This window comes from Pseudoalteromonas sp. CNAT2-18.1 (assembly GCF_022347865.1).
GTDB classification, from domain to species: Bacteria; Pseudomonadota; Gammaproteobacteria; order Enterobacterales; family Alteromonadaceae; genus Pseudoalteromonas; species Pseudoalteromonas ruthenica.
Genome location: NZ_JAKRFR010000002.1, coordinates 221,257 through 243,505 on the forward strand (window position 1 = coordinate 221,257; position 22,249 = coordinate 243,505).

Genomic DNA, 22,249 nt, shown 5'->3' on the forward strand with positions numbered 1-22,249 from the left:
TTAAAGCACAAAGACTTGGTGTAGTTCCACTTACACTAGAGGCATATAAAGTCTTAACGTCTTAGAGTTATTATGAAAGCATTACCTGTCATTGTCGCTATGGGTGGCATCAATGCCGCTGGCCGTACTTCGTTTAACCAAGGGTTTCGTCGTGTTGTCCTCGATGCTTTAGGGCAGCAACAGCGCCAAGAAACCTTGCTTGGTCTTGCTGCGCTTATGAATTTGGTGAGTAAGCAAGAAGAGCAATTAGTTGATGGCGATGGAAATACCATTACTCTTGACAATGTTGAGAGCCAGCTTGGCGAACAAATTTTATCGGGTACGCTTATTCGCCGTATTGAGGCGACGCACTTCGATGTGGATGCGACTCACTGGCAGCAAAAGTTAACTGGTCACAGCGAACAAGCGATCACCTTTACCACGCGAGCACGGCAATTACCTTCGCCAGTGCCTAGTAACTGGCAAATAACTGAGCTAGATAAAGGCCAAGTTGAAGTACGTATCAACGGCGAATTTACCTTTAAGCATGATAGTTTCCGAGATAACCCGATTAAAGCGGCGGGGCAATTGCCAACGGGCTTTGACCCGTCGGTGTTATATAACAGCCGTTATCAGCCTCGGGGGCTGCAAGCGACAATTTTTGCAGCCAGTGATGCTATTCATTCCAGTGGCCTTGATTGGCAAAAAGTAATGAGTGCTGTAGCGCCCGATCAAATTGGTACTTACAGCGCTTCGGTTGCGGGGCAGGTCAATAGCGAAGGCTTAGGCGGTCTATTTCGTTCCCGCTTACAAGGTGATCGCGTCAGTACTAAGCAGTTAGCGCTTGGTTTAAACACCATGTCGACGGATTTTATCAATGCCTACGTAACCGGCAGTGTCGGCACGACGTTTACCACATCGGGTGCCTGTGCCACGTTTTTATATAATCTGCGCGCTGCGGTGAATGATATTACCGCTGGGCGTACGCGCGTGGCTATTGTTGCTTCAAGTGAGTGTGCCATCGAGCCGGAGATTATTGAAGGCTTCGGGAATATGGGTGCGTTGGCCAACGATGATAATTTGAAAAAGCTTGATAACACCGATGAAGTAGATTATCGCCGTACTTCCCGCCCGTTCGGTGACAACTGCGGTTTCACCATAGGTGAGGGGGCACAAGTCACCATTCTTATGGATGACGCCCTAGCCTTAGAGCTGGGTGCGCAAATACGTGGCAGTGTGCCAGAGGTATTTGTAAATGCCGATGGGTATAAAAAGTCAATAACTGCGCCAGGGCCGGGTAATTACATCACCATGGCCAAATCTGTGGCCTTAGCCCAAGCCATGGTTGGCGATGAATCTTTAACACAGCGCAGCTTTGTATTGGCCCATGGCTCAAGTACGCCGCAAAATCGTGTCACTGAGTCTGCTATTTACGACCGTATTGCCAGCGCCTATGGTATTGAGCAATGGCCTATCGTAGCCCCGAAAGCCTATGTGGGCCATACCATCGCGCCAGCCAGTGGCGATCAGCTCGCCTTTGCATTAGGGGTGTTTGATACCAACATCATGCCGGGGATCACGACCATCGATAAAGTGGCTGATGATGTGCACGATGACCGCTTACATATCAGTTTGACCCATCGTCACTGTGATGCGCAGGACGTTGCCTTTATTAACTCGAAGGGCTTTGGTGGTAACAACGCTACTGCGCCCGTGCTAAGCCCCGAATTGACCAAAAAGATGTTGGCTAAACGCCATGGAGAGCAGGCGATGAGCGAACACCACAAGCGCTTGCAAAGTACCCTCGCTCAGCAGCAAATTTACTGGCAACAAGCACAGCAAGGTGAATTCAACATCATCTATCGCTTTGGTGAAAGCCTAATCGATGAGGAAGATATTCACTTTGATCAGCAGCAAATGCGCATTCCCGGGTTTACAAACTCGGTGAAACTTAACATTGAAAACCCTTTTGCAGATATGAAATAGCGTAACCATTGTTCATTGATTATGGGCTGCTGCCATAATCCTTGGAGATTTGCGCAATATACCAGCAGGTCACTCAGGTGGCCTGCTTTATCACGGTAAAGCAATTGCCTCGGGCGCAGCCTGTAGCTAAAATACGCGTTTGTCTTTATTGCTCGGTGCGTAGTGAAAAACTCCCTAGAACGTAAAGCGCTGGTGGTGTGTGTCGCTATTGCGGCGATCACCGCGTTATGGCCCCAGGGCCTAAAAACGTTAATTCAACCTGCCATTCAAACAGCTATTGCCTACTTGGGCAGCGGCTTTTTCCTGTTTGTAAACGCGCTCCTGCTCGCTTTGTTGATGTTGTGCTTTAGTCCCTTGGCGGGAAGGAAAATGGGTGGGGCTGATGCCCAAAAAGAGTTTTCCACTTTCGGCTGGTTGGCCATGCTGTTTGCCGCAGGCATGGGCTCGGGGTTGGTGTTTTGGGGCGTCGCTGAGCCGGTATTGCACAGCCATCAAATGCCTCTTAAGCACAGCATGTATCCCGAGCCAGTTGCCGCCAGTATGGCCTTAACTATGCTCAACTGGGGCTTTCATGCATGGGCACTTTACGCGGTATTTGGTTTGATGCTAGGCGGTGTTACGCGGGCGATAAAAAACGCGGATGATCTCAGTGCGCCGGTATTACACGCCTTACCGGGCTCCTTAGGAGTAAAGCATAAAGTACGCATCAAACGAGTTATTTATTTTGTTGCCATTATCGCCATCTTTTTTGGCGTGGTGGGCACCATTGCCAATGCCAGTATGTTATTGAAAAATGGCGTCACCATTAAACTTGAGCATTACGGCTTGAGTTTAAATGCACATTGGGTCGGTGCCTTAATGCTGCTCGCGATCACCGCGTTGTATGTTACTTCAGCTCGTTTTGGGCTGCGCCGTGGTATTCAGGTGCTCAGTAAATTCAATGTCTATCTAGCGTTTATTATGATGGCTTTGGTGATATTGACGGTGCCGCTAACGCCTATTTTGAGCACTTTGTGGAATGGTCTAAAAGAGTACCTGTTGCTGGTGGTTTCAGGTGCATGGCAGTTTGACTCGCAATTAAAAGATGCTGATTGGGCCTCAACCTGGACCTATAATTACTATTTTTGGTGGTTGGCGTGGGGGCCCTTTGTAGGGCTGTTTTTAGCGCGTATATCTCGAGGTCGACCACTATGGCAATACATTCTCGGTGTGACTACCATCCCAACTATGGTCAGCTTAGTGTGGTTCAGCGTATTAGGGGGCTCAGCACTGGCATTGGATAGCCAGACCCAAGCGGATTTAGCTGCCGTGATCAGCGCCGATTACACTCAAGGTGTGTTTATTTTCTTCTCGCAACTTGGTGGCGTTGGTGAACTATTGGCGTGGCTAAGTTTGCTATTACTCATGGTGTTTGTGGCCACCAGTGCCGATTCTGCGCTGCTGGTGATCCGCCAGCTCTGTGAAAGCGTGCACTCGCGCGCCTCACTCTTTTTGTGGTCATCAGCGATGGCGGTGATAAGCCTTGCATTACTGCTTATTGCCGATGAACCGCTTAACCGCAATATTGCGGTAATTGGTGGTATTCCTTTTTTACTGATCTTTATTGTGCAACTTGTGGGGTTTATTCGCGCCTTTACGCAAGAGTTGCTTGACGACTCGCAGCAACCCCCTCCCGAGTAATGACACTCAGGAGGGGGTTGGAATTAAGCTAAGTGCTTGGCGTGAAAACGCAAATGTTGATCAATAAAGCTGCTAATAAAGAAGTAGCTATGATCGTAACCGGGATGTTGCTCGAGAATAAGCGCAATGCCCGCTTCATCAGCGCTTGCTTGTAGCAGCTCAGGTTTAAGCTGCTGTTGCAGGAAATCGTCCGCCAAGCCCTGACTGATCAGGAGCGGGGGACACTGCTCGGCGTTGGTCTCTGCCAGTAATAAGCTACTGTCATATTCGCGCCATGTCTGCTTATCATTGCCCAAATAGCCGGCTAAGGCTTTTTCACCCCAAGGACACCGAGTGGGGCTCGCTATCGGTGCAAAGGCACTGATACTGGCAAACTTATCGCTATTACGCAGCCCTAATACCAACGCGCCGTGACCGCCCATGGAGTGGCCGCTGATGCTTTGCTTACCACTGACCGGGAAATGCTCGTTAATAAGCGCCGGTAGTTCCTCATTGATATAATCATACATCTGGTAGTGCTGATCATAAGGTGCTTGCGTGGCATTAACGTAAAACCCAGCACCCAGGCCGAAATCATAGGCACCTTCTTTATCGTCCGCAACTTGCTCGCCACGAGGGCTGGTATCAGCGGCAACGATAATAAGACCAAGCTCAGCAGCACTTTTGAATGCTGCTGCTTTTTGCATAAAGTTCTCATCGCTGCAGGTTAAACCGGAAAGCCAATACAGCACCGGCGCGCGCTGACTTTCATCCACCCCGGGTGGTAAATAGATAGCGAACGTCATCGTGCAGTTGTTGACGGCAGATTCATGGCGGTAGCGTTTATGCCAACCGCCGTGAACCTTGTTCTTTGAGATCAGTTCAAGGCTCATAGTACCCTCTACTTATCAAAATGGATGACGCTGCGAATGCTCTTGCCTTGATGCATCAGATCAAACGCCTCGTTGATATCCTCAAGGCCCATGGTGTGGGTTATGAAATCATTGAGAGCGAATTCGTTGTTTAGGTAACGCTCTACAATTTCTGGTAACTCTGAGCGTCCCTTAACGCCACCAAAGGCACTTCCGCGCCACACACGACCGGTAACCAATTGGAAAGGACGGGTAGAAATCTCTTGTCCAGCACCGGCAACACCAATGACTACGGACTCACCCCAGCCTTTATGACAGCACTCTAGAGCACTGCGCATAACATTGACGTTACCAATACACTCAAATGAGAAATCAACGCCGCCGTCGGTCATCTCGACAATGACCTCTTGGATAGGCTTGTCGTAATCATTGGAATTAACCAAGTCAGTGGCACCCAGTTTTTCTGCCAGGGCGAATTTGCTCTCGTTGATATCAATGCCGATAATACGGCTCGCACCAGCCATTTTCGCGCCAATGATGGCTGACAAGCCAATGCCACCGAGACCAAAAATAGCGACGGTATCACCCGGCTGTACTTTTGCAGTATTGAGCACCGCACCCATCCCGGTGGTAACGCCGCAACCAAGTAAACACACTTCTTCCAAAGGCGCTTCTTTATTCACTTTTGCTAATGAGATTTCCGGTAAAACCGTGTATTCCGAAAAGGTAGAGGTGCCCATGTAGTGATAAATTGGCTCACCGTCTTTATAAAAGCGTGTGGTGCCATCTGGCATCAGGCCTTTACCTTGAGTTTCGCGAATTTTCTGGCATAGGTTGGTTTTGCCAGAAGTACAGAATTTACACTCACCACACTCTGGCGTATAAAGTGGAATAACATGATCGCCTACCGCCACACTAGTGACTCCTTCGCCGACGGCTTCAACAACACCGCCTCCTTCATGGCCCAAAATGGCAGGGAATATGCCTTCTGGATCTTCACCAGAAAGAGTGAATGCGTCAGTGTGGCATACGCCAGATGCATGGACTTTAACCAGCACCTCACCGGCCTTAGGCATCATGACATCCACTTCTTCAATTTTAAGTGGTTGCTTTGGACCCCAGGCTACAGCAGCTTTTGATTTAATAAATTCGGCCATTTTTGTGTTCCCGTTTATGTAAAAGTGGTGAAATTATTACACAATATGATACTTTTTGGCCCAGATTAATATACTTTTACACAGAGGTAATAATGCGCTGGCAAGGTATGGTCGAGTTTGTCGCTGCTGCGCAAGCGGCTTCTTTCACCCAAGCAGCCAAACAACTAGGCACATCCGTGGCGCATATAAGCCGCTCGGTAAGCGCTTTGGAGGAGTACTACAATACTCAGCTGTTTATCCGCAGCACACGTAAAGTGGTGCTAACGCAGCAAGGTGAGCTGTTGTTGCATCATGCTAAAAAGGCGCAAGCGGTATTGGAGCAAGGGGAGTGGGCTCTCAAAGAGCAACAAGCGCAGCCCAGTGGGCAACTTAAAATTACCGCACCGGTGATGTTTGGTGAGCAATTTATTATGCCTTTGGTGCATCGATTTATGGCTAAATACCCCAAAGTGAGCGTCAATATGATGCTCAGTAACCAATCTCTAGATTTGATATCAGAACATATCGACTTGGCCATCCGTATCGGTGAGCTGGCTGACTCCAACCTCACTGCACGACGCATTGGTGCCCGCGCTGTGGTGGTTTGTGGCGCACCTTCATACCTTGAGCAGCAGGGTGAGCCTTATGCTTTAAGCGAACTCAACTATCATCACTGCCTGGTTGGTCATTCGGATTATTGGCGCTTTGCTGAGCAACAACGGGTGCGCCATGTGAAAATCAGTAAAACCCGGCTGCGTTGTAATAGCGGTTGGGCACTAGCGGATGCCGCCAAGCAAGGGCTAGGATTGGTGCAACTACCTGATTACTACGTGCGCAGCGATTTACAACAGGGGCGTTTGCATGAGGTACTGCAACCATTTGCGATACGCAAAGAGCCCATTTGGGCCGTCACCCCGGCTAACCTTTACTTGGCGAATGCCACCAAAACCTTGCTAGATTACTTTGCCGATCACCTCAGTGAAACGCTCAAGCCTAATTTTTAAGCCCAGCTCTATGCAAACACAGGTGATGGGCGCGTTGGGATACCTATTCGCCGGCCCCTGTGTTAGCATCATCGCTTTGCAATTGGACTGTTAACCTGTTGATGTATAAGCCTGTCAGTTTATTTATTGGCCTGCGATATTCGCGACTCTCCAAAGGCAGTGCCTTTGTGTCTTTTGTGTCGTTTTTCTCCATCGCTGGCATCGCCTTAGGGATCACCGCCTTGTTTACGGTTATGTCGGTGATGGATGGCTTTGAAAACAACCTCAAACGCTCAATGTTATCGATGATCCCTCATCTGCAAATCGATATGCAGCAACGCAATGAAGCGCAGCAACAAGCACTGCAAACAAGGTTGCAGCAAATGCCTGAGGTCAAAGCTATCAACCGTTACCATCAAGCGCAGGCGATTGTGCAAAGCGGCGCCGATATCCAAGGTGTATTGCTGCAAGCTCCCTATGAAGCGCTTCCTGAGCATGTCACTGAACATGTTGAAGTAGGCGATAGTAGACAGGTTTTTGCCCAGCGCTACACGATCGCCATTAGCCGTTACCTTGCTCGTTCTTTGCAGGTCGGCTTGGGAGACACGTTGCGTGTGACTATTCCCAGTGTCTCGACCTATACCCCTATGGGGCGTATTCCCGCACAGCGATTGTTTACCATTAACGCCATCTATCGCACTGGGTCTGAGCTTGATATGCATACTTTATTTACCTCCGGCGAATCATTACAACGCGTGATGCGCATCCGTGAGCAAGCGCACGCGCCATTAGAAGTGATGCTCAAGGACCCTTTCTTAGTGGATGAGGTGCTACGTAAACTCCCCATCGACCAGCGTGAAGGCATAACCGATTGGCGGCAAAGTCAGGGAAGCCTGTTCTCAGCAGTGGCAATGGAAAAGCGTATCATGAGCCTACTGCTAGGACTGATTATATTGGTGGCGGTATTTAATATTGTTTCGTCGTTGACCATGATGGTGCGAGAGAAACAAGGCGAGGTCGCTATTTTGCAGACATTAGGGCTTAACTACCGCCAAGTGGCTCGCGTGTTTATGGTTCAGGGTATGTACAACGGTGTAGTGGGTAGCATTATCGGCGCCGTATTGGCACTGTTGGTGGTGAGCAATTTGAATACACTTTTAGCGAGTATAGGAATCCAGCTTCTAGGGCAGCAGGAGCTGCCGGTGGTGGTATCCTCTATTAATTTATTAGCGATTGTTGCCGGAGCAATTTTTATGAGCTTTTTAGCAACGCTATACCCAGCAAAAAAAGCGGCGCAGGTCCGCCCGGCAGAGGTTCTACGATATGAGTAATGCAGTATTACGCTGTGAAAGCCTAATCAAAACATATGCCGATGCAGCAGAAGAGATTACTGTTTTAAAAGGCATCGATTTATCTTTAGAGCGCGGCGAAAGTGTTGCCATTGTTGGCGCCTCTGGGTCTGGAAAAAGCACTTTGCTGCATATTCTTGGTACCTTAGATGTACCAAGTAGCGGCCAATTACGTATTTGTGATACCGATGTTGCGGCGCTTAGCCGTAAGCAACAGGCCCAATTTCGTAACAAGCACCTCGGTTTTATTTATCAGTTTCATCACCTATTGATGGAGTTTACCGCACTAGAAAATGTCGCTATGCCACTGCTCATCGCTGGGGTCAACGCTAAACAAGCCCAGCAAAAGGCAGCAGCTATGCTTGAGCGCGTTGGCCTCTCACACCGCTTGAGCCACAAGCCCGCCAAGCTATCCGGCGGAGAGCGCCAACGGGTTGCTATTGCTCGGGCCATCGTCAACGAGCCTGCCTTAGTCTTGGCCGATGAGCCCACAGGTAATTTAGACAAACATAATGCCCAGCGTATTTATGAACTTATTGCTCAGTTACAACAAGATTTGGGAACCAGCTTTGTGGTGGTAACCCATGATTTGGAGTTAGCAGGGAAGTTGAGTCGCCAGGTGGAACTCGATGAAGGGGTGCTTCATGAATCTGTGGTGGGCAAAGCACAATGAATGCCCTACAGCTAAGCTACCAACTTGCGCGGCGGTTTCGTAAATCTCAGCATCACTCGGGATTTATGGGCTTTATGGCGAAAAGCTCCAGTCTTGGCATTATCCTCGGTGTGGCGGTACTGATATTAGCGCTCTCGGTGGTTAATGGGTTTCAGCAGCAGTTGGTAGAGCGGCTGCTAGCCTTGGTGCCCCATGTAGAGTATGTCGCCGCTGATACCCCTATTGATAACTGGCAAGCGAAACGCCAGCAACTGGCAGAGCAGGATGCGGTAGCCAGCGCGGCGCCCTTTGTTGCTGCCAATGCTATGGCGCAATATCGAGGTGAACTGGCCGCCGCTCAGCTTAGGGGGATTGTGCCTGAGTTTGAAAGCCAAGTATCAATCGCCGATGAGTTTATTGATGGTAAACCTTTAGCACAACTCGCAGGCAATGAGGTTATTATCGGCCAGCAGCTAGCAAAACAACTGGCGGTTAATATTGGTGATGATATCACTTTGCTAATGAGTGATGTGACGAATAAAAGCAAAGGACTGTCTGCACCGATCCGCATACAAGGTCGGGTGGTGGCCATGCTAAACAGCCATGGGCCGCTTGATAAGCAATTGATTTACCTGCCTATGTCTAGGTTGCAATCGGCTTTTTCAATGGCTGACCATCAGGTCACAGGGCTAAGAGTAACACTGCATGATGTCTTTGCCGCGCAAACTCAGGCAATGGCCATAGGCCGTACACTCAGTGATTATGTGTACGTCAATAGCTGGATAAGAACCCAAGGCAGCCTCTATGCGGACATTCAAATGGTTCGCACTATTGTGTATTTAAGTGTCTTTCTGATCATCGCGGTGGCGAGCTTTAATATCGTTTCGTCGCTATTTATGGAAGTAAAAGAAAAACAAAGCGCCATCGCTATATTGCGCACCATGGGGGCCAGTGACTTTGTGATTATGCATGCATTTTTACTGCAAGGTGTGGTGTCAGCGCTGTTCGCGATTATAGTAGGTATTGTTATCGGCGTACTGTTAGCCATGAACATCACCGAACTTTTTGCTTGGTGGAGTGCCTTTATCGGTGAGAACAAGCTGGCTGGGGTCTACTTTATCGACTTTTTACCTTCGCAAATCCATTGGCAGGATATTGTTGCTATTGCTGTGATTGCCCTTGTCATCACTGTTTTAGCCTCTATATACCCAGCTTGGCAGGCCAGCAAGGTGGACCCAGCTAAAGTACTTGGCAATTAACGGCAAAATCCGTCGTAGCTCTTGCAACACGGATTGGTAATTCGTAAAGTGAAGCCAGCGTTAACAGATAAAAAAGTAGTAACATGTCAGAACAACAAGAACAGCAAAAAGAACAAGAAATTCGCGAATTCCAACGCCACTGTTTCCAAAGTGCGCAAAAGCATTTAGCAGAGAAGGGCATTATGCCTAAATCGGTTGTCGACAAAGACAGTCGATTCCTCGCCCCTTTGTGTGCAGTGTGGAAGTTTAGAGCGCAAAACGGCAAAACTTATTGGGTGATCACAGGGCGTCTGCCTGCTGATCATGTTGAGGTTACAGCAGCGACCAACGCACGTGAGGCAATGCGCTATTTCTCGTTGCAGTGGCAAATGCAAGCTGAGCAGCTACTCAATAGCCAAAACTTAGATAAAACCCAACACGACTTTGCACAACTGCTAATCAAGCGCGCTCACGGCTTGTATGAGCTGTGTGACAAAGACGCGTTATGGGTTAATGAACCATCGTAAAGGGGCTTGAATCACATTGTGCAATAGGGCATTGCAGGCGTTGCCTTGGAATGCCCGCCTCCATAAACACGCACCCACACGGCGAGAAACCCTTGTTCTTAAAGCGCTCTACTTCATCGAGTAAGCAGTTAATGCATATCGACTCTAAGCCATTGCTGGCCGCGTTGCTCAGTATGAAAGTGAGCATTTGCGAGTAAATGCCTCGGTTCCGATGGGGCGGTAGCACGGCTATTCGGCCAAGTAAGCCATCTTTACATAGCCGCGCAGTGGCAACGGGTTCGCCGTTATCTGCATAGGCAATAAAGTGCAGGGCGGTTGTATCGCGGCCATCAAACTCGATGGCCTTTGGTATATTCAGCTCACACACAAAAACCCTTTCGCGAATTTGCCTTATTGGGTTGTCTTGTGATCCCCAGTCGACTTGGTGGATCTGATAGGACATACACCCTCCTATTCACTGTACCAGTATCCCTCATTGATCAGTGTAGACAAGGTTTGTCGAAAAAGTAAACAATTTAACGCAGGCTCAAGTTCGGATGTGCAGATGCTTTGCTGATCACACAAGGCTCGTATAACGCCAAGATGCTCAATTGGAAGGGAAAAGCTGTGCCCCTCGACAAATAATATGACCGCGTTATCGCGAGTAATGTATAGGGCTCGTAAGCCTCCTGCCTTGTATAAATGCGGATAATCGCTCACATAGTCGCAAATAGTATCTGCGCACATGGCGGGTTCAACAGGGAGTAAGTCTTTGTCGTGTTTAGGTTGGCTCAACGTTTCGCCAATAAAGCGCAAAAACACCTTATCGTCATCGATTACCTGATGCATTAGCGCGCGTAGGTTATCGAGCTCGTGTGTTTGAAGTTGGCCTTGGCTGCTACGAATTGCCAGTTCTGGGTCGCCATAGCGATGTTGACCTAGGTCGTGATCGATAAGGTGATCGGCAAAGGCACTCATTAAATCAACTTGGTTGGGAGCGCGAAAGCCCACCGAGTAGTTCAGTGAGGGGGCCACGGCATAGCCTTCGTGTGGTGCATTCGGGGGAATATAGAGAATATCGCCAGGCTCTAGTTGCACATCAATGACGGCCTCAAAAGGCTCGACTTGTAGTAAGCCTTTATTAGCGCTGAATTGACGTAGGTTCTTATTGACCTCGCCAACGCGCCAATGGCGCTGCCCTTGCCCTTGAATAATGAACACATCATACTGATCTAAGTGGGGGCCAACGCCGCCGCCTGGGGTAGAGTAACTAACCATTAAATCATCAATACGCCAATTCGGAATAAATCGAAATGGTTCCAGCAATTGACTTGCCTCAGGATGCCAGTGGTCCACCGCCTGCACCAACAAGGTTGAGTCAGACTCGCCAAGGGCGCTAAAGTCTTCAAAAGGACCATTTAGACATTGCCAACTGCCATCATTGGTGACAATTCGTGATTCAATCCCTTCTTCCATAGCAAGCCCGGCAAGCTCTTCGGGCGAGAGTGGGTCATTGAAATCAGTAAAGCCCGCTTTTATCAGCAGCGGCTTCTTTTGCCAATAGTGCTGCAAAAACTGTTCTTTAGTCAGCTCATTGATTGTTAAGCTATACATAGTTTCTCCCAATAAAAAAGCGAAAGGGCAGCCCTTTCGCTTTTATGTTATCACTGTCGATGGACTTATAGGTTATCTACAAATTCAACGGCACGGCCAATATAATTTGCCGGTGTTAATTCTTTTAGTTGCGCTTTGATTTGCTCAGGTAACGCTAGGGTATCGATAAACTCAGCCATAGCGGCTTGGTCTACACGTTTACCTCGAGTCAGCTCTTTAAGCTTTTCATACGGTTTTTCAATGCCGTATTTACGCATTACGGTTTGAATCGGCTCAGCAAGCAGCTCCCAGTTTTGGTCAAGCTCGGCCAATAGGCGCTCTTCGTTCACTTCTAGTTTGCTTACACCTTTTAACGTTGCTTGGTAGGCAATCAAGGTATAACCCATGCCCACACCCAAGTTACGTAATACGGTTGAGTCGGTTAGGTCACGCTGCCAACGAGAAATTGGTAGTTTTTGCGCTAAGTGGGCAAAAATAGCGTTGGCGATGCCAAGGTTACCTTCGGAGTTTTCAAAATCAATCGGGTTCACTTTATGCGGCATGGTTGATGAGCCAATCTCGCCGGCAATGGTCTTTTGTTTAAAGTGGTTCAGAGCAATATAACCCCACACATCACGGTCAAAGTCGATGATAATGGTGTTGAAGCGGGCAACGGCATCAAACAGCTCGGCAATATAGTCATGCGGTTCGATTTGTGTTGTAAAAGCATTCCAGCTTAGGCCTAAGCTTGTAACAAAACGCTCGGCGTGGCTGTGCCAATCGTAATCAGGGTAAGCACTTAAGTGAGCGTTGTAGTTACCGACTGCGCCATTGATCTTGCCAAGCAATTCAATGCTCGCAACCTGATCACGTTGGCGTTTTAAGCGCATATAAACATTGGCAAACTCTTTACCCATGGTCGAAGGCGAAGCAGGCTGACCGTGAGTACGGGTCATCATTGCTACCGATTTGTACTCAATCGCTTTGGCTTTAATGGCCTCAAGCAGTTGATCCATGTAAGGGAGTAATACGCTATCACGGGCTTCGCGCAGCATTAAACCATGAGATAGGTTGTTAATGTCTTCCGAGGTGCAGGCGAAGTGAATGAATTCGTTGATGGCGTTAAGCTCAGCGTTATCAGCCACTTTTTCTTTTAGTAAATATTCAACGGCTTTAACATCATGGTTGGTGGTACGCTCGATATCTTTGACACGCTGTGCGTCTTGCTCGTTGAAATTGGCTACAATGCCATCGAGGAGTGCATTGGCTTCGCTACTTAAAGCCGGAACTTCAGTGATCTGCTCGGCAGCAGCAAGAGCTTGTAACCAACGTACTTCTACCTGTACGCGGTATTTGATCAGGCCATATTCACTAAAAATGCTACGTAATTCGCTGGTCTTGCTACCGTAGCGCCCATCTACCGGAGAGATCGCGGTTAACGCTGAAAGCTCCATATTAACTCCTAAGTTTTACGTTTGAACGATAATGTCTATGTGTACGCCACCGGAGGCGGCGCTGGGGTTTAAAGTTGTTCTTTGGCCAATGCCAACATCTTGCGCTTGGCAAAAATAAAGTGTCGCCGCTTACCACCTAGCTGGCGCCACAACACCGCCGCACGAATACCGGCTAATAGCAGGGCGCGAATACGGTTTTGAATGCTGCTTTGTTTGAGTAGCTGAGGCTGACCAAATACTTGGATACGCTGCCCAAGGGGGCTTATTACCGTCGCATATGTCTCGGCAAAAGCGGCAATAATGGACTCATCCATTAGCTCTAAGTGAGTCAGCTTATTTTTAGTGGTTTGAATTTCACTACCCAACTTATTCAACGCCTCGGGCTTGGAGGCTAAGATGCGCTCGAGCTGAATTAAGCCACCGACATATTTTACGAGTTCGACATTTTTCTCGGTGCCGGCACTTAGCTGCGCCACCAGGGCGCGATAGCCGCTGTATAGCTCGCGACGAGAGCCGTATACATCTTCGACGTTATCCGGGTCGGTAACTACCAGCGAATTGAGCAGGGGTTCGATATCACTTTGCTGGGCTTGGCCATACTTAGCGAGCTTTTGTACTTGAATGGCCACTTGGCACATAGCGGCTAGGGCCATGATCTGATTGGCATTCATATTATTTAATCACCGAGTCAATAATGCCGCCACCTAGGCACACATCTCCGTCATAAAAGACCGCCGATTGACCGGGTGTTACCGCTTTTTGTGGTTCATCGAACAGCACGCGTGCGACGCCGTCTTCACCAGCGACCACGGTGCAGGGGATATCTTGTTGGCGATAGCGGGTTTTTACCGTAAGTCGGCATGTGCCCTTAGGCCCGATGCGATCAACCCAATGCAGTTGATTGGCGTTTAAGCCATTACTAAATAGCCGTGGATGATTTTTGCCTTGACCAACGATAAGCACGTTGCGCTCAATGTCTTTATCAACCACATACCAAGGCTCACCTGAACCTTCTTTTAAACCGCCTATATGCAAACCTTTACGCTGTCCTAGGGTGTGATACATCAAGCCTTCATGCTCGCCGACAACTTCACCTTCGGTGTCTTCAATGTTACCGGGTTGGGCGGGTAAGTAACGCTGTAAAAAGTCTTTAAATTTGCGCTCGCCGATAAAGCAAATACCGGTGCTGTCTTTTTTATCGTGGGTGACTAGGCCTTGTTGCTCAGCGATAGCTCGCACTTGTGGCTTAGGAATATCACCGACCGGGAAGAGGGTTTGCGCGATATGTTCATGACTCAAAGTATACAAAAAGTAGCTTTGGTCTTTATTGTCGTCTTCGCCGCGCAGCATGACAAATTTATCACCGCGTTGCTCACGGCGCACATAGTGACCTGTGGCTATGTAATCGGCGCCTAAGGCTTCTGCAGCAAATTCTAAAAAAGCTTTAAATTTGATTTCTTTATTGCACATGATATCTGGGTTCGGGGTACGTCCTGCCTTGTATTCGGCTAAGAAGTACTCAAACACGTTATCCCAGTATTCGGCAGCGAAGTTGACCGTATGCAGCTCAATTCCCAGCTTTTCACATACCATTTCCGCATCTTTTAAATCTTCGGCGGCGGCACAATATTCGTCATTGTCGTCTTCTTCCCAGTTTTTCATAAACAAGCCTTCCACTTGGTAGCCTTGCTCTTTTAACAGGTATGCTGAGACGGAGGAATCTACACCGCCGGACATGCCGACGATGACTTTTATTTGGCTGTTATCGGTCATAAAAACTGAAAATAACTATCACGTTGCTACTAAGGCGCGGATTATACCACGCTTACATAAGGGCTTGAAGTACTGCTGCGCGCTTAGTCTTGACAATGACGCAGATATTCTAAGGGTAAGATAGGGCGGTTTTGGGCGTCATCAATGCATGTTAACACGATGCTCGAACGCAATGGCAGCTCCTTGATTTGCGCTATGTTCAGCCAGTGGCAGGCAATAATATCGCTATCTTGGGGAGCGGTTTCACTTGCTTCATCGAGCTCAGCAAAAAAGCAAAATCGCAAATAATGGGTGCCATTGCGCGCTTGTAAACTGTAAATACCCACTAGGCCTTGCGGCGCGAGGTTGAGCCCTGTTTCTTCCAATAACTCGCGCTGCGCTGCTGCAATTAAGCTTTCGTTCGCTTCCAAATGGCCCGCTGGTTGATTCAATACACGCTGGCCGGTGCTTTTATCGCGCTCTTCTACCAGTAAATAGCGTTCTGCGCACTTTACGACCATGGCGACCGTGACATTTGGCTTATGCATAAGGGCGCAGTTCCTGATACTGGCCGGGTTGTAACTCACCCAATTGATACTCACCTATACTGGCTCTTACCAACCTAAGGGTGGGGTGGCCCACATGGGCGGTCATGCGCCTTACTTGGCGGTTACGCCCTTCACTGATAGCAATTTGCAGCCAGGTAGTGGGCACACTTTTGCGCTCACGAATAGGCCTGTTACGAGGCCAAAGGTGAGGTGGCTCGGCAATAACACTTACCTTGGCAGGGCGGGTCAGACCATCTTTTAATTCGACCCCGGTTCGTAGTGCCTCGAGCGCTTCTTTACTGACTGCGCCTTCGACTTGGGCCCAATAGGTTTTAAAGGTGTTTTTTTTCGGATTGGCCAGTTGATGTTGTAACTTACCGCAGTTAGTAAGCAGTAGCAGGCCTTCAGAGTCTCTATCTAGACGACCAGCGGCATACACATGTTTAATTGGAATAAAATCCGCCAGGGTTTGCCGTTTTTCAGCGTCGGTGAATTGGCTAAGCACATCGAAAGGCTTATTAAACAGCACGACTTTTACTTGCTCTTTCGGCAACGGGGGCTTACTGGCTTTTTTCGGGCGCGTGCGCGCATGTCCGCTTGCGCTTTTAAATCCACGTGGTTGTTTCATCAATGTTAGTTTTTCCAATAAAAAAGGCACCCATTATGGGTGCCTTCCAATGCATTAATGGCGATTACTTAAGTTTAGCTAGAATCGCGTTAAATGTCTCGCTTGGACGCATCGCGCCGAAGGCAAGTTGTTCATTTGGCTGGTAATAACCACCAATGTCCATGGCTTTACCTTGGGCACCGTTAAGCTCATCCATAATCTTCTGCTCGTTGCTACGTAACTCACCTGCAATTTCTGAGAAACGTGCTTTTAGATCAGCATCGTCATCTTGAGCTGCAAGCGCTTCGGCCCAGAACAGCGTTAGGTAGAAGTGGCTACCACGGTTATCGATTTCACCTACTTTACGAGACGGTGATTTGTTTTCATCTAAGAACTTCGCTGTTGCTGCATCTAACGTATCGGCGAGCACTTGTGCCTTGGCATTGTCAAAGCGACCGCTTAGGTGCTCGTATGATGCTGCCAGCGCAAGGAATTCACCTAAAGAATCCCAACGTAAGTGGTTTTCTTTTTGGAATTGCTGCACGTGCTTAGGTGCACTACCGCCGGCGCCAGTTTCAAACAGACCGCCGCCATTCATTAATGGAACGATAGACAGCATTTTAGCACTGGTTCCCAACTCTAGAATCGGGAATAGGTCAGTTAGGTAGTCACGCAATACGTTACCGGTAACGGAAATGGTGTCTTTACCGTCTTTGATACGCTCTAATGAGAACTGCGTTGCCGCGACTGGGTCCATGATACGAATATCTAGGCCGTCAGTATCGTGCTGAGGTAAATAGGTGTTCACCTTTTTGATTAGCTCGGCGTCATGGGCGCGGTTTTCATTCAACCAGAATACCGCAGGGGTGTTCGACGCGCGTGAACGGTTCACTGCTAATTTAACCCAGTCTTGGATAGGCGCGTCTTTAACCTGACACATACGCCAAATATCACCGGCTTCAACATCGTGCTCGATTAAGGTGTGACCGTTCGCATCGACAACGCGTACTTTACCGGCTGATTTGATCTCAAACGTTTTGTCGTGTGAGCCATACTCTTCCGCTTTTTGCGCCATCAAGCCGACGTTAGGCACGCTGCCCATGGTGCTTGGGTCAAATGCGCCGTGCTTTTTACAAAACTCAACGGTTGCATCGTATACGCCAGAGTAGCTGCGATCTGGGATAACAAATGCGGCGTCTTGCAACTGGCCATCGGCATTCCACATTTGGCCTGATGAACGAATAGCGGCTGGCATTGACGCGTCAATGATCACATCGCTAGGTACATGTAAGTTGGTGATACCTCGGTCTGAGTCAACCATGGCTACGCGTGGACGCTTGTCATACACGGCCATAATGTCCGCTTCGATTTCTTTGCGCTTGGCTTCATCAAGGTTTTCGATACGTGCATACACATCGCCAATACCATTTTTAACGTCTACGCCTAACTCATTGAAGAGCTCACCGTGCTTGTCGAAAACGTCTTTGTAGAACACCTTGACCGCGTGGCCGAAGATAATTGGGTCCGACACTTTCATCATAGTGGCTTTCATGTGCAGCGAGAACAACACGCCTTGCTCTTTCGCAGCATCAATTTGCTCGCCAATAAAGGCCTGTAACTTTGCTGCGCTCATGCGTGAGCCATCAATAATTTCGCCATCAAGTAATTTTACTTCTGGCTTCAATACGGTGGTGTTACCTGCACCGTCAACATGTTCAATACGCACGCTAGTGGCTTTATCAACGGTCACTGACTGCTCAGAGCCGAAGAAATCGCCGTCTTGCATTGACGCGACACGTGACTGTGAATCTTTGCTCCATGCGCCCATTGAATGTGGGTTTTTGCGAGCGTACGCTTTTACTGAAGAAGGCGCACGACGATCTGAGTTACCTTCACGTAATACAGGGTTTACCGCACTGCCTTTTACTTTGTCATAACGTGCTTTAACGTCTTGTTCTTGCTCGTTCTTTGGCTCATCTGGGTAATCTGGAAGGGCATAACCCTGCGCTTGTAACTCTTTAATGGCCGCTTTCAGCTGTGGAATTGAGGCACTGATGTTAGGCAGTTTGATAATGTTTGCTTCAGGTGTTTTTGCCAACTCACCTAATTCGGCAAGTGCATCGCCAATGCGCTGATCTTCGTTTAGGAAATCGGGGAATAGCGCAATGATGCGCCCGGCTAGCGAGATATCACGGGTTTCTACCTCAACGCCCGCAGCTTTGGAATAGGCTTCAATAACAGGTAGGAGTGAGTAGGTAGCCAGGGCTGGCGCCTCATCAGTTTTTGTATAAATGATTTTCGAGGTCATTTTGTGTCCTAATTTATCGTTGTATCGTATCGACCGCTTTTAAAGTCTAGTTTAGCGCGGCCAACTCGTGCTGTTACTGTATGGCAGTGTAACAAGCTAAACAGAAAAGCTCCATTCACCTAGACGTTAGGGCGATTAGAAAAAATTCAAGTAATGTTTACACAAATGAACGAATTTTACGGTAAATAAAAAAGAGGGAGGGGTCAGGGGGAGATCAAAGCGAGCCGAAATACTGCAAAGCCCGCTCTTCGATGTACTGTTGAATGTCTGCGTACGCCTCAAAAGCACTTAGGTCTTTCCGCATTAAAGCGGTTCAGAGCCATCAGTTGGTGCAATATTGGTTGCGTGCAGGCCTTTAGGCCCTTGTTGCAGTTCAAACGTAACATCTTGGCCAGCTTTCAGTGTTTTATATCCGTCCATCTGAATAGTGGAATAGTGGGCAAAGATATCTTCTTCGCTACCATCTTCTTGGATAAAACCGAACCCTTTGGCGTTGTTGAACCATTTGACTTTTCCACAAGCCATACTTCTACATCCTTCTATAAGTTGACTAATTTAGTTAATCTAAACCTGATAGTTTGTTAGACTGGCGAATGAATAGCCAGTCCACGTTTGACTGTAGTTTATTTGGTCATTCAGTCAAGTTTTTTGTGCATTTTTTTAACAGTTTATTTATTTTTGATTTCAGGTTTGCTTGAGATCTAGAGACAAGACTATATTTAGATATGAGTGGAATGAAAGATTCAGGTGTTGTAGAGCGTAGTCGTGAAGAGCAAAAGCAAAAGCTGCAGCCACCGCGAAAGTTTAAGGTAATCTTAAATAACGACGACTACACGCCCATGGACTTCGTTATTGAAGTGTTAGTAACGTTTTTCAATATGGATAGCGAAAGAGCAACAGACGTGATGCTCAAGGTCCATCACGAGGGTAAAGCGGTTTGCGGTATCTACCCTGCAGATATTGCCCATACCAAAACAGAGCAGGTTAACCGCTACGCCCGTGACCATGAGCATCCACTGCTTTGCAGTTGTGAGCAGGAATAAAAGTTTGAAAGTTTTGGGGGTTGCCAATGCTAAATAAAGATCTAGAGATTACCTTGAACTACGCGTTCAAAGAAGCCCGCACACGCCGCCATGAGTTTATGACGGTGGAGCATTTGCTGCTGGCATTACTAGATAATCCATCCGCGAATGAAGCCCTCATTGCCTGCGGTGTTGACTTGAGTTTGTTGCGTAACGAATTATCTGAGTTTATTGATGAAACAACGCCGGTCATCTCAGATCTTGAACAAGAACGGGAAACCCAGCCAACACTTGGTTTTCAGCGCGTTTTACAGCGTGCCGTGTTTCATGTGCAGTCGTCCGGGAAAAGTGAAGTCACAGGCGTAAACGTGCTGGTTGCTATTTTCTCTGAGCAAGAGAGCCAGGCCGTTTACCTATTGAAGAAAAACGACGTTAATCGCCTCGATGTAGTGAACTTTATCTCTCATGGCATTTCGCGCATGGACGACGAGGGTGAAGAACTCGGTGATCATGAAGAAATTCACGAGGAAATGGGTGGTGAAGCGTCGGAAGAGCAAAATATTCTCGACAAATACACCACTAACCTCAACGTGCAGGCAGAAAAAGGGCAGGTAGACCCGCTGATCGGTCGCGATCAAGAAGTTGAGCGTACTGTTCAAGTGTTGTGCCGGCGCAAAAAGAATAACCCGTTGTTGGTCGGCGAAGCTGGCGTGGGTAAAACAGCCATAGCCGAAGGGTTGGCATATCGTATTATTCACAATGAAGTCCCTGAAGTTATCGCCGATGGCGTGGTTTATTCCCTTGATATGGGTGCCTTGCTTGCTGGTACTAAGTACCGGGGTGATTTTGAAAAACGTTTAAAGAGTTTGCTCAAACAGCTTCAAAAAGAACCTGGGGCTATTCTCTTTATTGATGAAATACACACCATTATTGGTGCCGGGGCAGCATCGGGCGGCGTCATGGATGCATCGAATTTAATTAAGCCATTGCTTTCAAGTGGTGAGCTTCGCTGCATGGGGTCGACGACCTATAACGAGTTTAAGAACATTTTTGAAAAAGACCGCGCTTTAGTGCGTCGTTTCCAGAAAATAGATGTGAGCGAGCCAAGCGTTGAAGACACTGCAAAGATTCTTAATGGTCTGAAAGAACGTTATGAAGAGCACCACGGCATACGCTACACGCAAAAGGCACTGCGTGCGGCGGCAGAGCTAAGTGCAAAATATATCAATGAGCGTCATTTGCCTGATAAAGCCATTGATGTCATTGATGAAGCGGGGGCAAATCAACGCTTGCAGCCTGTATCTAAGCGCAAGAAAACCATTAATGTTGCCGATATTGAGCAAATTATCGCTAAGATAGCGCGCATTCCGCAGCAAAGTGTTTCTTCAAGCGACAAAGAAGTGCTTAAAAACCTCGACCGCAACCTCAAAATGTTGGTGTTCGGTCAAGATCAGTCAATTGAGGCTTTATCTTCGGCGATACGCTTGTCGCGCTCGGGCCTTGCCAATGAGGATAAACCGGTGGGTTCATTCTTATTTGCCGGTCCAACGGGCGTGGGTAAAACAGAAGTGACTAAACAGTTGGCCACGTGTTTAGGTATCGAATTTATCCGCTTTGATATGTCTGAGTACATGGAGCGCCATGCCGTAAGTCGCTTGATAGGCGCACCGCCTGGGTATGTTGGTTACGAGCAAGGAGGGCTGTTGACTGATGCGGTGATCAAGCAGCCACATGCCGTTGTGCTACTCGATGAAATCGAAAAAGCACACAGTGATATTTACAACATCCTGTTGCAGGTTATGGATCACGGCACACTAACCGATAACAACGGCCGTAAGGCGGACTTCCGAAATGTTATTTTAGTGATGACCACCAATGCGGGTGTACAAGAAACGGTGAAAAACTCTATTGGTTTTGCCACGCAGGACTCATCGCATGATGCGTTAGCGGAAATCAACAAGGTGTTTACGCCAGAGTTTAGAAACCGTTTGGATAATATCATTTGGTTCAACCACCTTGATACCGAGGTGATATTGCAAGTGGTTGATAAATTCTTGGTAGAGCTGCAAGCACAGCTTGATAAGAAATCAGTTAACCTTGAACTGACCGACGAAGCACGTACTTGGTTGGCACATAAAGGCTATGACAAAGCTATGGGTGCACGGCCAATGGCGCGAGTGATACAGGAGCAAGTTAAGAAACCATTGGCTAACGAAATTTTATTTGGTCAGCTCGTTGATGGCGGTGATGTGAAAGTGGATGTCAAAAACGATAAACTGGAATTTAACTACTCTGAAGAGCTTAGCCCCGCCTAACGTGCGTGGCACTTAGCAAAAAGCCCAGCACTTGCTGGGCTTTTTGCTAAACTGGCTTCGCTGGCAAACTAGCGCGCGCGGAAAACGATGCGGCCTTTGCTTAAGTCGTAAGGCGTAAGTTCCACAGTTACTTTATCACCAGTCAAAATACGAATGTAGTTTTTACGCATTTTACCGGAAATATGCGCCACAACTACGTGGCCGTTTTCTAGTTCTACACGGAACATAGTATTAGGTAGGGTATCAAGTACCGTCCCTTGCATTTCAATTACGTCTTCTTTCGCCATATC

Annotated in this window: 21 protein-coding genes; 9 read left to right on the forward strand and 12 right to left on the reverse strand. The window is 48.0% G+C overall.

All coding sequences use genetic code 11. The annotated features are described in order from the left end of the window. Positions 1–72: 72 nt before the first annotated feature. Together MHM94_RS04380 and MHM94_RS04385 are read left to right on the forward strand one after the other, a co-directional pair. Positions 73–1,965, forward strand: a complete 1,893-nt coding sequence (locus MHM94_RS04380; protein ID WP_235419053.1) for a beta-ketoacyl synthase — start codon at positions 73–75, stop codon at positions 1,963–1,965. Positions 1,966–2,127: 162 nt separating this feature from the next. Then, on the forward strand, positions 2,128–3,645 hold the full coding sequence (locus tag MHM94_RS04385; RefSeq protein ID WP_235419052.1) for a BCCT family transporter: 1,518 nt from the start codon (positions 2,128–2,130) through the stop codon (positions 3,643–3,645). 23 nt (positions 3,646–3,668) lie between these two features. On the opposite strand, the gene fghA is transcribed toward MHM94_RS04385, so the two are convergent. Together fghA and MHM94_RS04395 are read right to left on the reverse strand one after the other, a co-directional pair. Further along, positions 3,669–4,517 (reverse strand): S-formylglutathione hydrolase, encoded by an 849-nt coding sequence (gene fghA / locus MHM94_RS04390; RefSeq protein ID WP_152440704.1) that lies wholly within the window; start codon positions 4,515–4,517, stop codon positions 3,669–3,671. A gap of 8 nt (positions 4,518–4,525) precedes the next feature. After that, entirely contained in the window at positions 4,526–5,653 is a 1,128-nt protein-coding gene (locus MHM94_RS04395) for an S-(hydroxymethyl)glutathione dehydrogenase/class III alcohol dehydrogenase (protein WP_053911303.1), read from the reverse strand. 89 nt (positions 5,654–5,742) lie between these two features. Between MHM94_RS04395 and MHM94_RS04400 the strand changes: the two genes are divergently transcribed. From MHM94_RS04400 to MHM94_RS04420, 5 genes are all read left to right on the forward strand, one after another. Beyond that, positions 5,743–6,636 carry a LysR substrate-binding domain-containing protein gene (locus MHM94_RS04400; RefSeq protein WP_026110998.1) on the forward strand — a complete coding sequence of 298 codons (894 nt, stop codon included), beginning with the start codon at positions 5,743–5,745 and terminating at the stop codon, positions 6,634–6,636. 101 nt (positions 6,637–6,737) lie between these two features. Then, positions 6,738–7,946 carry a lipoprotein-releasing ABC transporter permease subunit gene (locus MHM94_RS04405; RefSeq protein ID WP_235419051.1) on the forward strand — a complete coding sequence of 403 codons (1,209 nt, stop codon included), beginning with the start codon at positions 6,738–6,740 and terminating at the stop codon, positions 7,944–7,946. Then, a complete protein-coding gene (gene lolD / locus MHM94_RS04410; RefSeq protein ID WP_235419050.1) occupies positions 7,939–8,637 on the forward strand; it encodes a lipoprotein-releasing ABC transporter ATP-binding protein LolD in 699 nt (232 codons plus the stop codon). Before MHM94_RS04405 ends, lolD begins: the two co-directional genes overlap by 8 nt. Next, positions 8,634–9,875, forward strand: a complete 1,242-nt coding sequence (locus MHM94_RS04415) for a lipoprotein-releasing ABC transporter permease subunit (RefSeq protein WP_022944158.1) — start codon at positions 8,634–8,636, stop codon at positions 9,873–9,875. Before lolD ends, MHM94_RS04415 begins: the two co-directional genes overlap by 4 nt. 83 nt (positions 9,876–9,958) lie before the next feature. Then, the gene (locus tag MHM94_RS04420) at positions 9,959–10,381 is read left to right on the forward strand and encodes a DUF4826 family protein (RefSeq protein ID WP_022944159.1); all 423 of its coding nucleotides are present in this window, start codon (positions 9,959–9,961) and stop codon (positions 10,379–10,381) included. Here MHM94_RS04420 and MHM94_RS04425 read toward each other — a convergent pair. The 9 genes from MHM94_RS04425 to cspD form a co-directional block, all read right to left on the reverse strand. Continuing rightward, positions 10,365–10,823, reverse strand: coding sequence for a GNAT family N-acetyltransferase (locus tag MHM94_RS04425; RefSeq protein WP_022944160.1), 459 nt, complete (start codon positions 10,821–10,823; stop codon positions 10,365–10,367). The genes MHM94_RS04420 and MHM94_RS04425 overlap by 17 nt on opposite strands. Positions 10,824–10,831: 8 nt before the next feature. After that, positions 10,832–11,974 (reverse strand): cupin domain-containing protein, encoded by a 1,143-nt coding sequence (locus tag MHM94_RS04430; protein WP_235419049.1) that lies wholly within the window; start codon positions 11,972–11,974, stop codon positions 10,832–10,834. Positions 11,975–12,039: 65 nt separating this feature from the next. Next, on the reverse strand, positions 12,040–13,407 hold the full coding sequence (gene purB / locus MHM94_RS04435; RefSeq protein WP_235419048.1) for an adenylosuccinate lyase: 1,368 nt from the start codon (positions 13,405–13,407) through the stop codon (positions 12,040–12,042). 68 nt (positions 13,408–13,475) lie between these two features. Next, positions 13,476–14,078: a high frequency lysogenization protein HflD gene (gene hflD / locus MHM94_RS04440; RefSeq protein WP_045978760.1), complete on the reverse strand. Its 603-nt coding sequence runs from the start codon at positions 14,076–14,078 to the stop codon at positions 13,476–13,478. 1 nt (position 14,079) lies between these two features. Further along, positions 14,080–15,180 (reverse strand): tRNA 2-thiouridine(34) synthase MnmA, encoded by a 1,101-nt coding sequence (mnmA, locus tag MHM94_RS04445; RefSeq protein ID WP_022944164.1) that lies wholly within the window; start codon positions 15,178–15,180, stop codon positions 14,080–14,082. Positions 15,181–15,263: 83 nt separating this feature from the next. After that, positions 15,264–15,707 (reverse strand): NUDIX hydrolase, encoded by a 444-nt coding sequence (locus tag MHM94_RS04450; RefSeq protein WP_235419047.1) that lies wholly within the window; start codon positions 15,705–15,707, stop codon positions 15,264–15,266. After that, on the reverse strand, positions 15,700–16,335 hold the full coding sequence (locus tag MHM94_RS04455) for a pseudouridine synthase (protein WP_235419046.1): 636 nt from the start codon (positions 16,333–16,335) through the stop codon (positions 15,700–15,702). The genes MHM94_RS04450 and MHM94_RS04455 overlap by 8 nt, the downstream gene beginning before the upstream one ends. A gap of 64 nt (positions 16,336–16,399) precedes the next feature. After that, positions 16,400–18,622 carry an NADP-dependent isocitrate dehydrogenase gene (locus tag MHM94_RS04460; protein WP_235419045.1) on the reverse strand — a complete coding sequence of 741 codons (2,223 nt, stop codon included), beginning with the start codon at positions 18,620–18,622 and terminating at the stop codon, positions 16,400–16,402. A gap of 303 nt (positions 18,623–18,925) precedes the next feature. Next, positions 18,926–19,147 (reverse strand): cold shock domain-containing protein CspD, encoded by a 222-nt coding sequence (gene cspD / locus MHM94_RS04465; protein ID WP_022944168.1) that lies wholly within the window; start codon positions 19,145–19,147, stop codon positions 18,926–18,928. A 200-nt stretch (positions 19,148–19,347) separates the two neighbouring features. Here cspD and clpS point away from each other — a divergent pair, with 200 nt between their 5' ends. Both clpS and clpA read left to right on the forward strand, forming a co-directional pair. After that, positions 19,348–19,665, forward strand: coding sequence for an ATP-dependent Clp protease adapter ClpS (gene clpS / locus MHM94_RS04470; protein ID WP_026110999.1), 318 nt, complete (start codon positions 19,348–19,350; stop codon positions 19,663–19,665). A gap of 26 nt (positions 19,666–19,691) precedes the next feature. Then, positions 19,692–21,959, forward strand: coding sequence for an ATP-dependent Clp protease ATP-binding subunit ClpA (gene clpA, locus MHM94_RS04475; protein ID WP_235419044.1), 2,268 nt, complete (start codon positions 19,692–19,694; stop codon positions 21,957–21,959). A 68-nt stretch (positions 21,960–22,027) separates the two neighbouring features. Here the strand turns inward: clpA and infA are convergent, their stop codons facing one another. After that, positions 22,028–22,246: a translation initiation factor IF-1 gene (infA, locus tag MHM94_RS04480; RefSeq protein ID WP_010560183.1), complete on the reverse strand. Its 219-nt coding sequence runs from the start codon at positions 22,244–22,246 to the stop codon at positions 22,028–22,030. Between the last annotated feature and the right edge of the window lie 3 nt (positions 22,247–22,249).

Excerpts from the sequence above, each read along its gene's own strand:
- MHM94_RS04380 (WP_235419053.1), top strand. The coding sequence starts at position 73 with ATGAAAGCATTACCTGTCATTGTCGCTATGGGTGGCATCAATGCCGCT.
- fghA (WP_152440704.1), bottom strand. The coding sequence starts at position 4,517 with ATGAGCCTTGAACTGATCTCAAAGAACAAGGTTCACGGCGGTTGGCAT.
- MHM94_RS04395 (WP_053911303.1), bottom strand. The coding sequence starts at position 5,653 with ATGGCCGAATTTATTAAATCAAAAGCTGCTGTAGCCTGGGGTCCAAAG.
- MHM94_RS04405 (WP_235419051.1), top strand. The coding sequence starts at position 6,738 with ATGTATAAGCCTGTCAGTTTATTTATTGGCCTGCGATATTCGCGACTC.
- lolD (WP_235419050.1), top strand. The coding sequence starts at position 7,939 with ATGAGTAATGCAGTATTACGCTGTGAAAGCCTAATCAAAACATATGCC.
- MHM94_RS04415 (WP_022944158.1), top strand. The coding sequence starts at position 8,634 with ATGAATGCCCTACAGCTAAGCTACCAACTTGCGCGGCGGTTTCGTAAA.
- MHM94_RS04420 (WP_022944159.1), top strand. The coding sequence starts at position 9,959 with ATGTCAGAACAACAAGAACAGCAAAAAGAACAAGAAATTCGCGAATTC.
- MHM94_RS04425 (WP_022944160.1), bottom strand. The coding sequence starts at position 10,823 with ATGTCCTATCAGATCCACCAAGTCGACTGGGGATCACAAGACAACCCA.
- MHM94_RS04430 (WP_235419049.1), bottom strand. The coding sequence starts at position 11,974 with ATGTATAGCTTAACAATCAATGAGCTGACTAAAGAACAGTTTTTGCAG.
- purB (WP_235419048.1), bottom strand. The coding sequence starts at position 13,407 with ATGGAGCTTTCAGCGTTAACCGCGATCTCTCCGGTAGATGGGCGCTAC.
- hflD (WP_045978760.1), bottom strand. The coding sequence starts at position 14,078 with ATGAATGCCAATCAGATCATGGCCCTAGCCGCTATGTGCCAAGTGGCC.
- mnmA (WP_022944164.1), bottom strand. The coding sequence starts at position 15,180 with ATGACCGATAACAGCCAAATAAAAGTCATCGTCGGCATGTCCGGCGGT.
- MHM94_RS04450 (WP_235419047.1), bottom strand. The coding sequence starts at position 15,707 with ATGCATAAGCCAAATGTCACGGTCGCCATGGTCGTAAAGTGCGCAGAA.
- MHM94_RS04455 (WP_235419046.1), bottom strand. The coding sequence starts at position 16,335 with ATGAAACAACCACGTGGATTTAAAAGCGCAAGCGGACATGCGCGCACG.
- MHM94_RS04460 (WP_235419045.1), bottom strand. The coding sequence starts at position 18,622 with ATGACCTCGAAAATCATTTATACAAAAACTGATGAGGCGCCAGCCCTG.
- cspD (WP_022944168.1), bottom strand. The coding sequence starts at position 19,147 with ATGGCTTGTGGAAAAGTCAAATGGTTCAACAACGCCAAAGGGTTCGGT.
- clpS (WP_026110999.1), top strand. The coding sequence starts at position 19,348 with ATGAGTGGAATGAAAGATTCAGGTGTTGTAGAGCGTAGTCGTGAAGAG.
- clpA (WP_235419044.1), top strand. The coding sequence starts at position 19,692 with ATGCTAAATAAAGATCTAGAGATTACCTTGAACTACGCGTTCAAAGAA.
- infA (WP_010560183.1), bottom strand. The coding sequence starts at position 22,246 with ATGGCGAAAGAAGACGTAATTGAAATGCAAGGGACGGTACTTGATACC.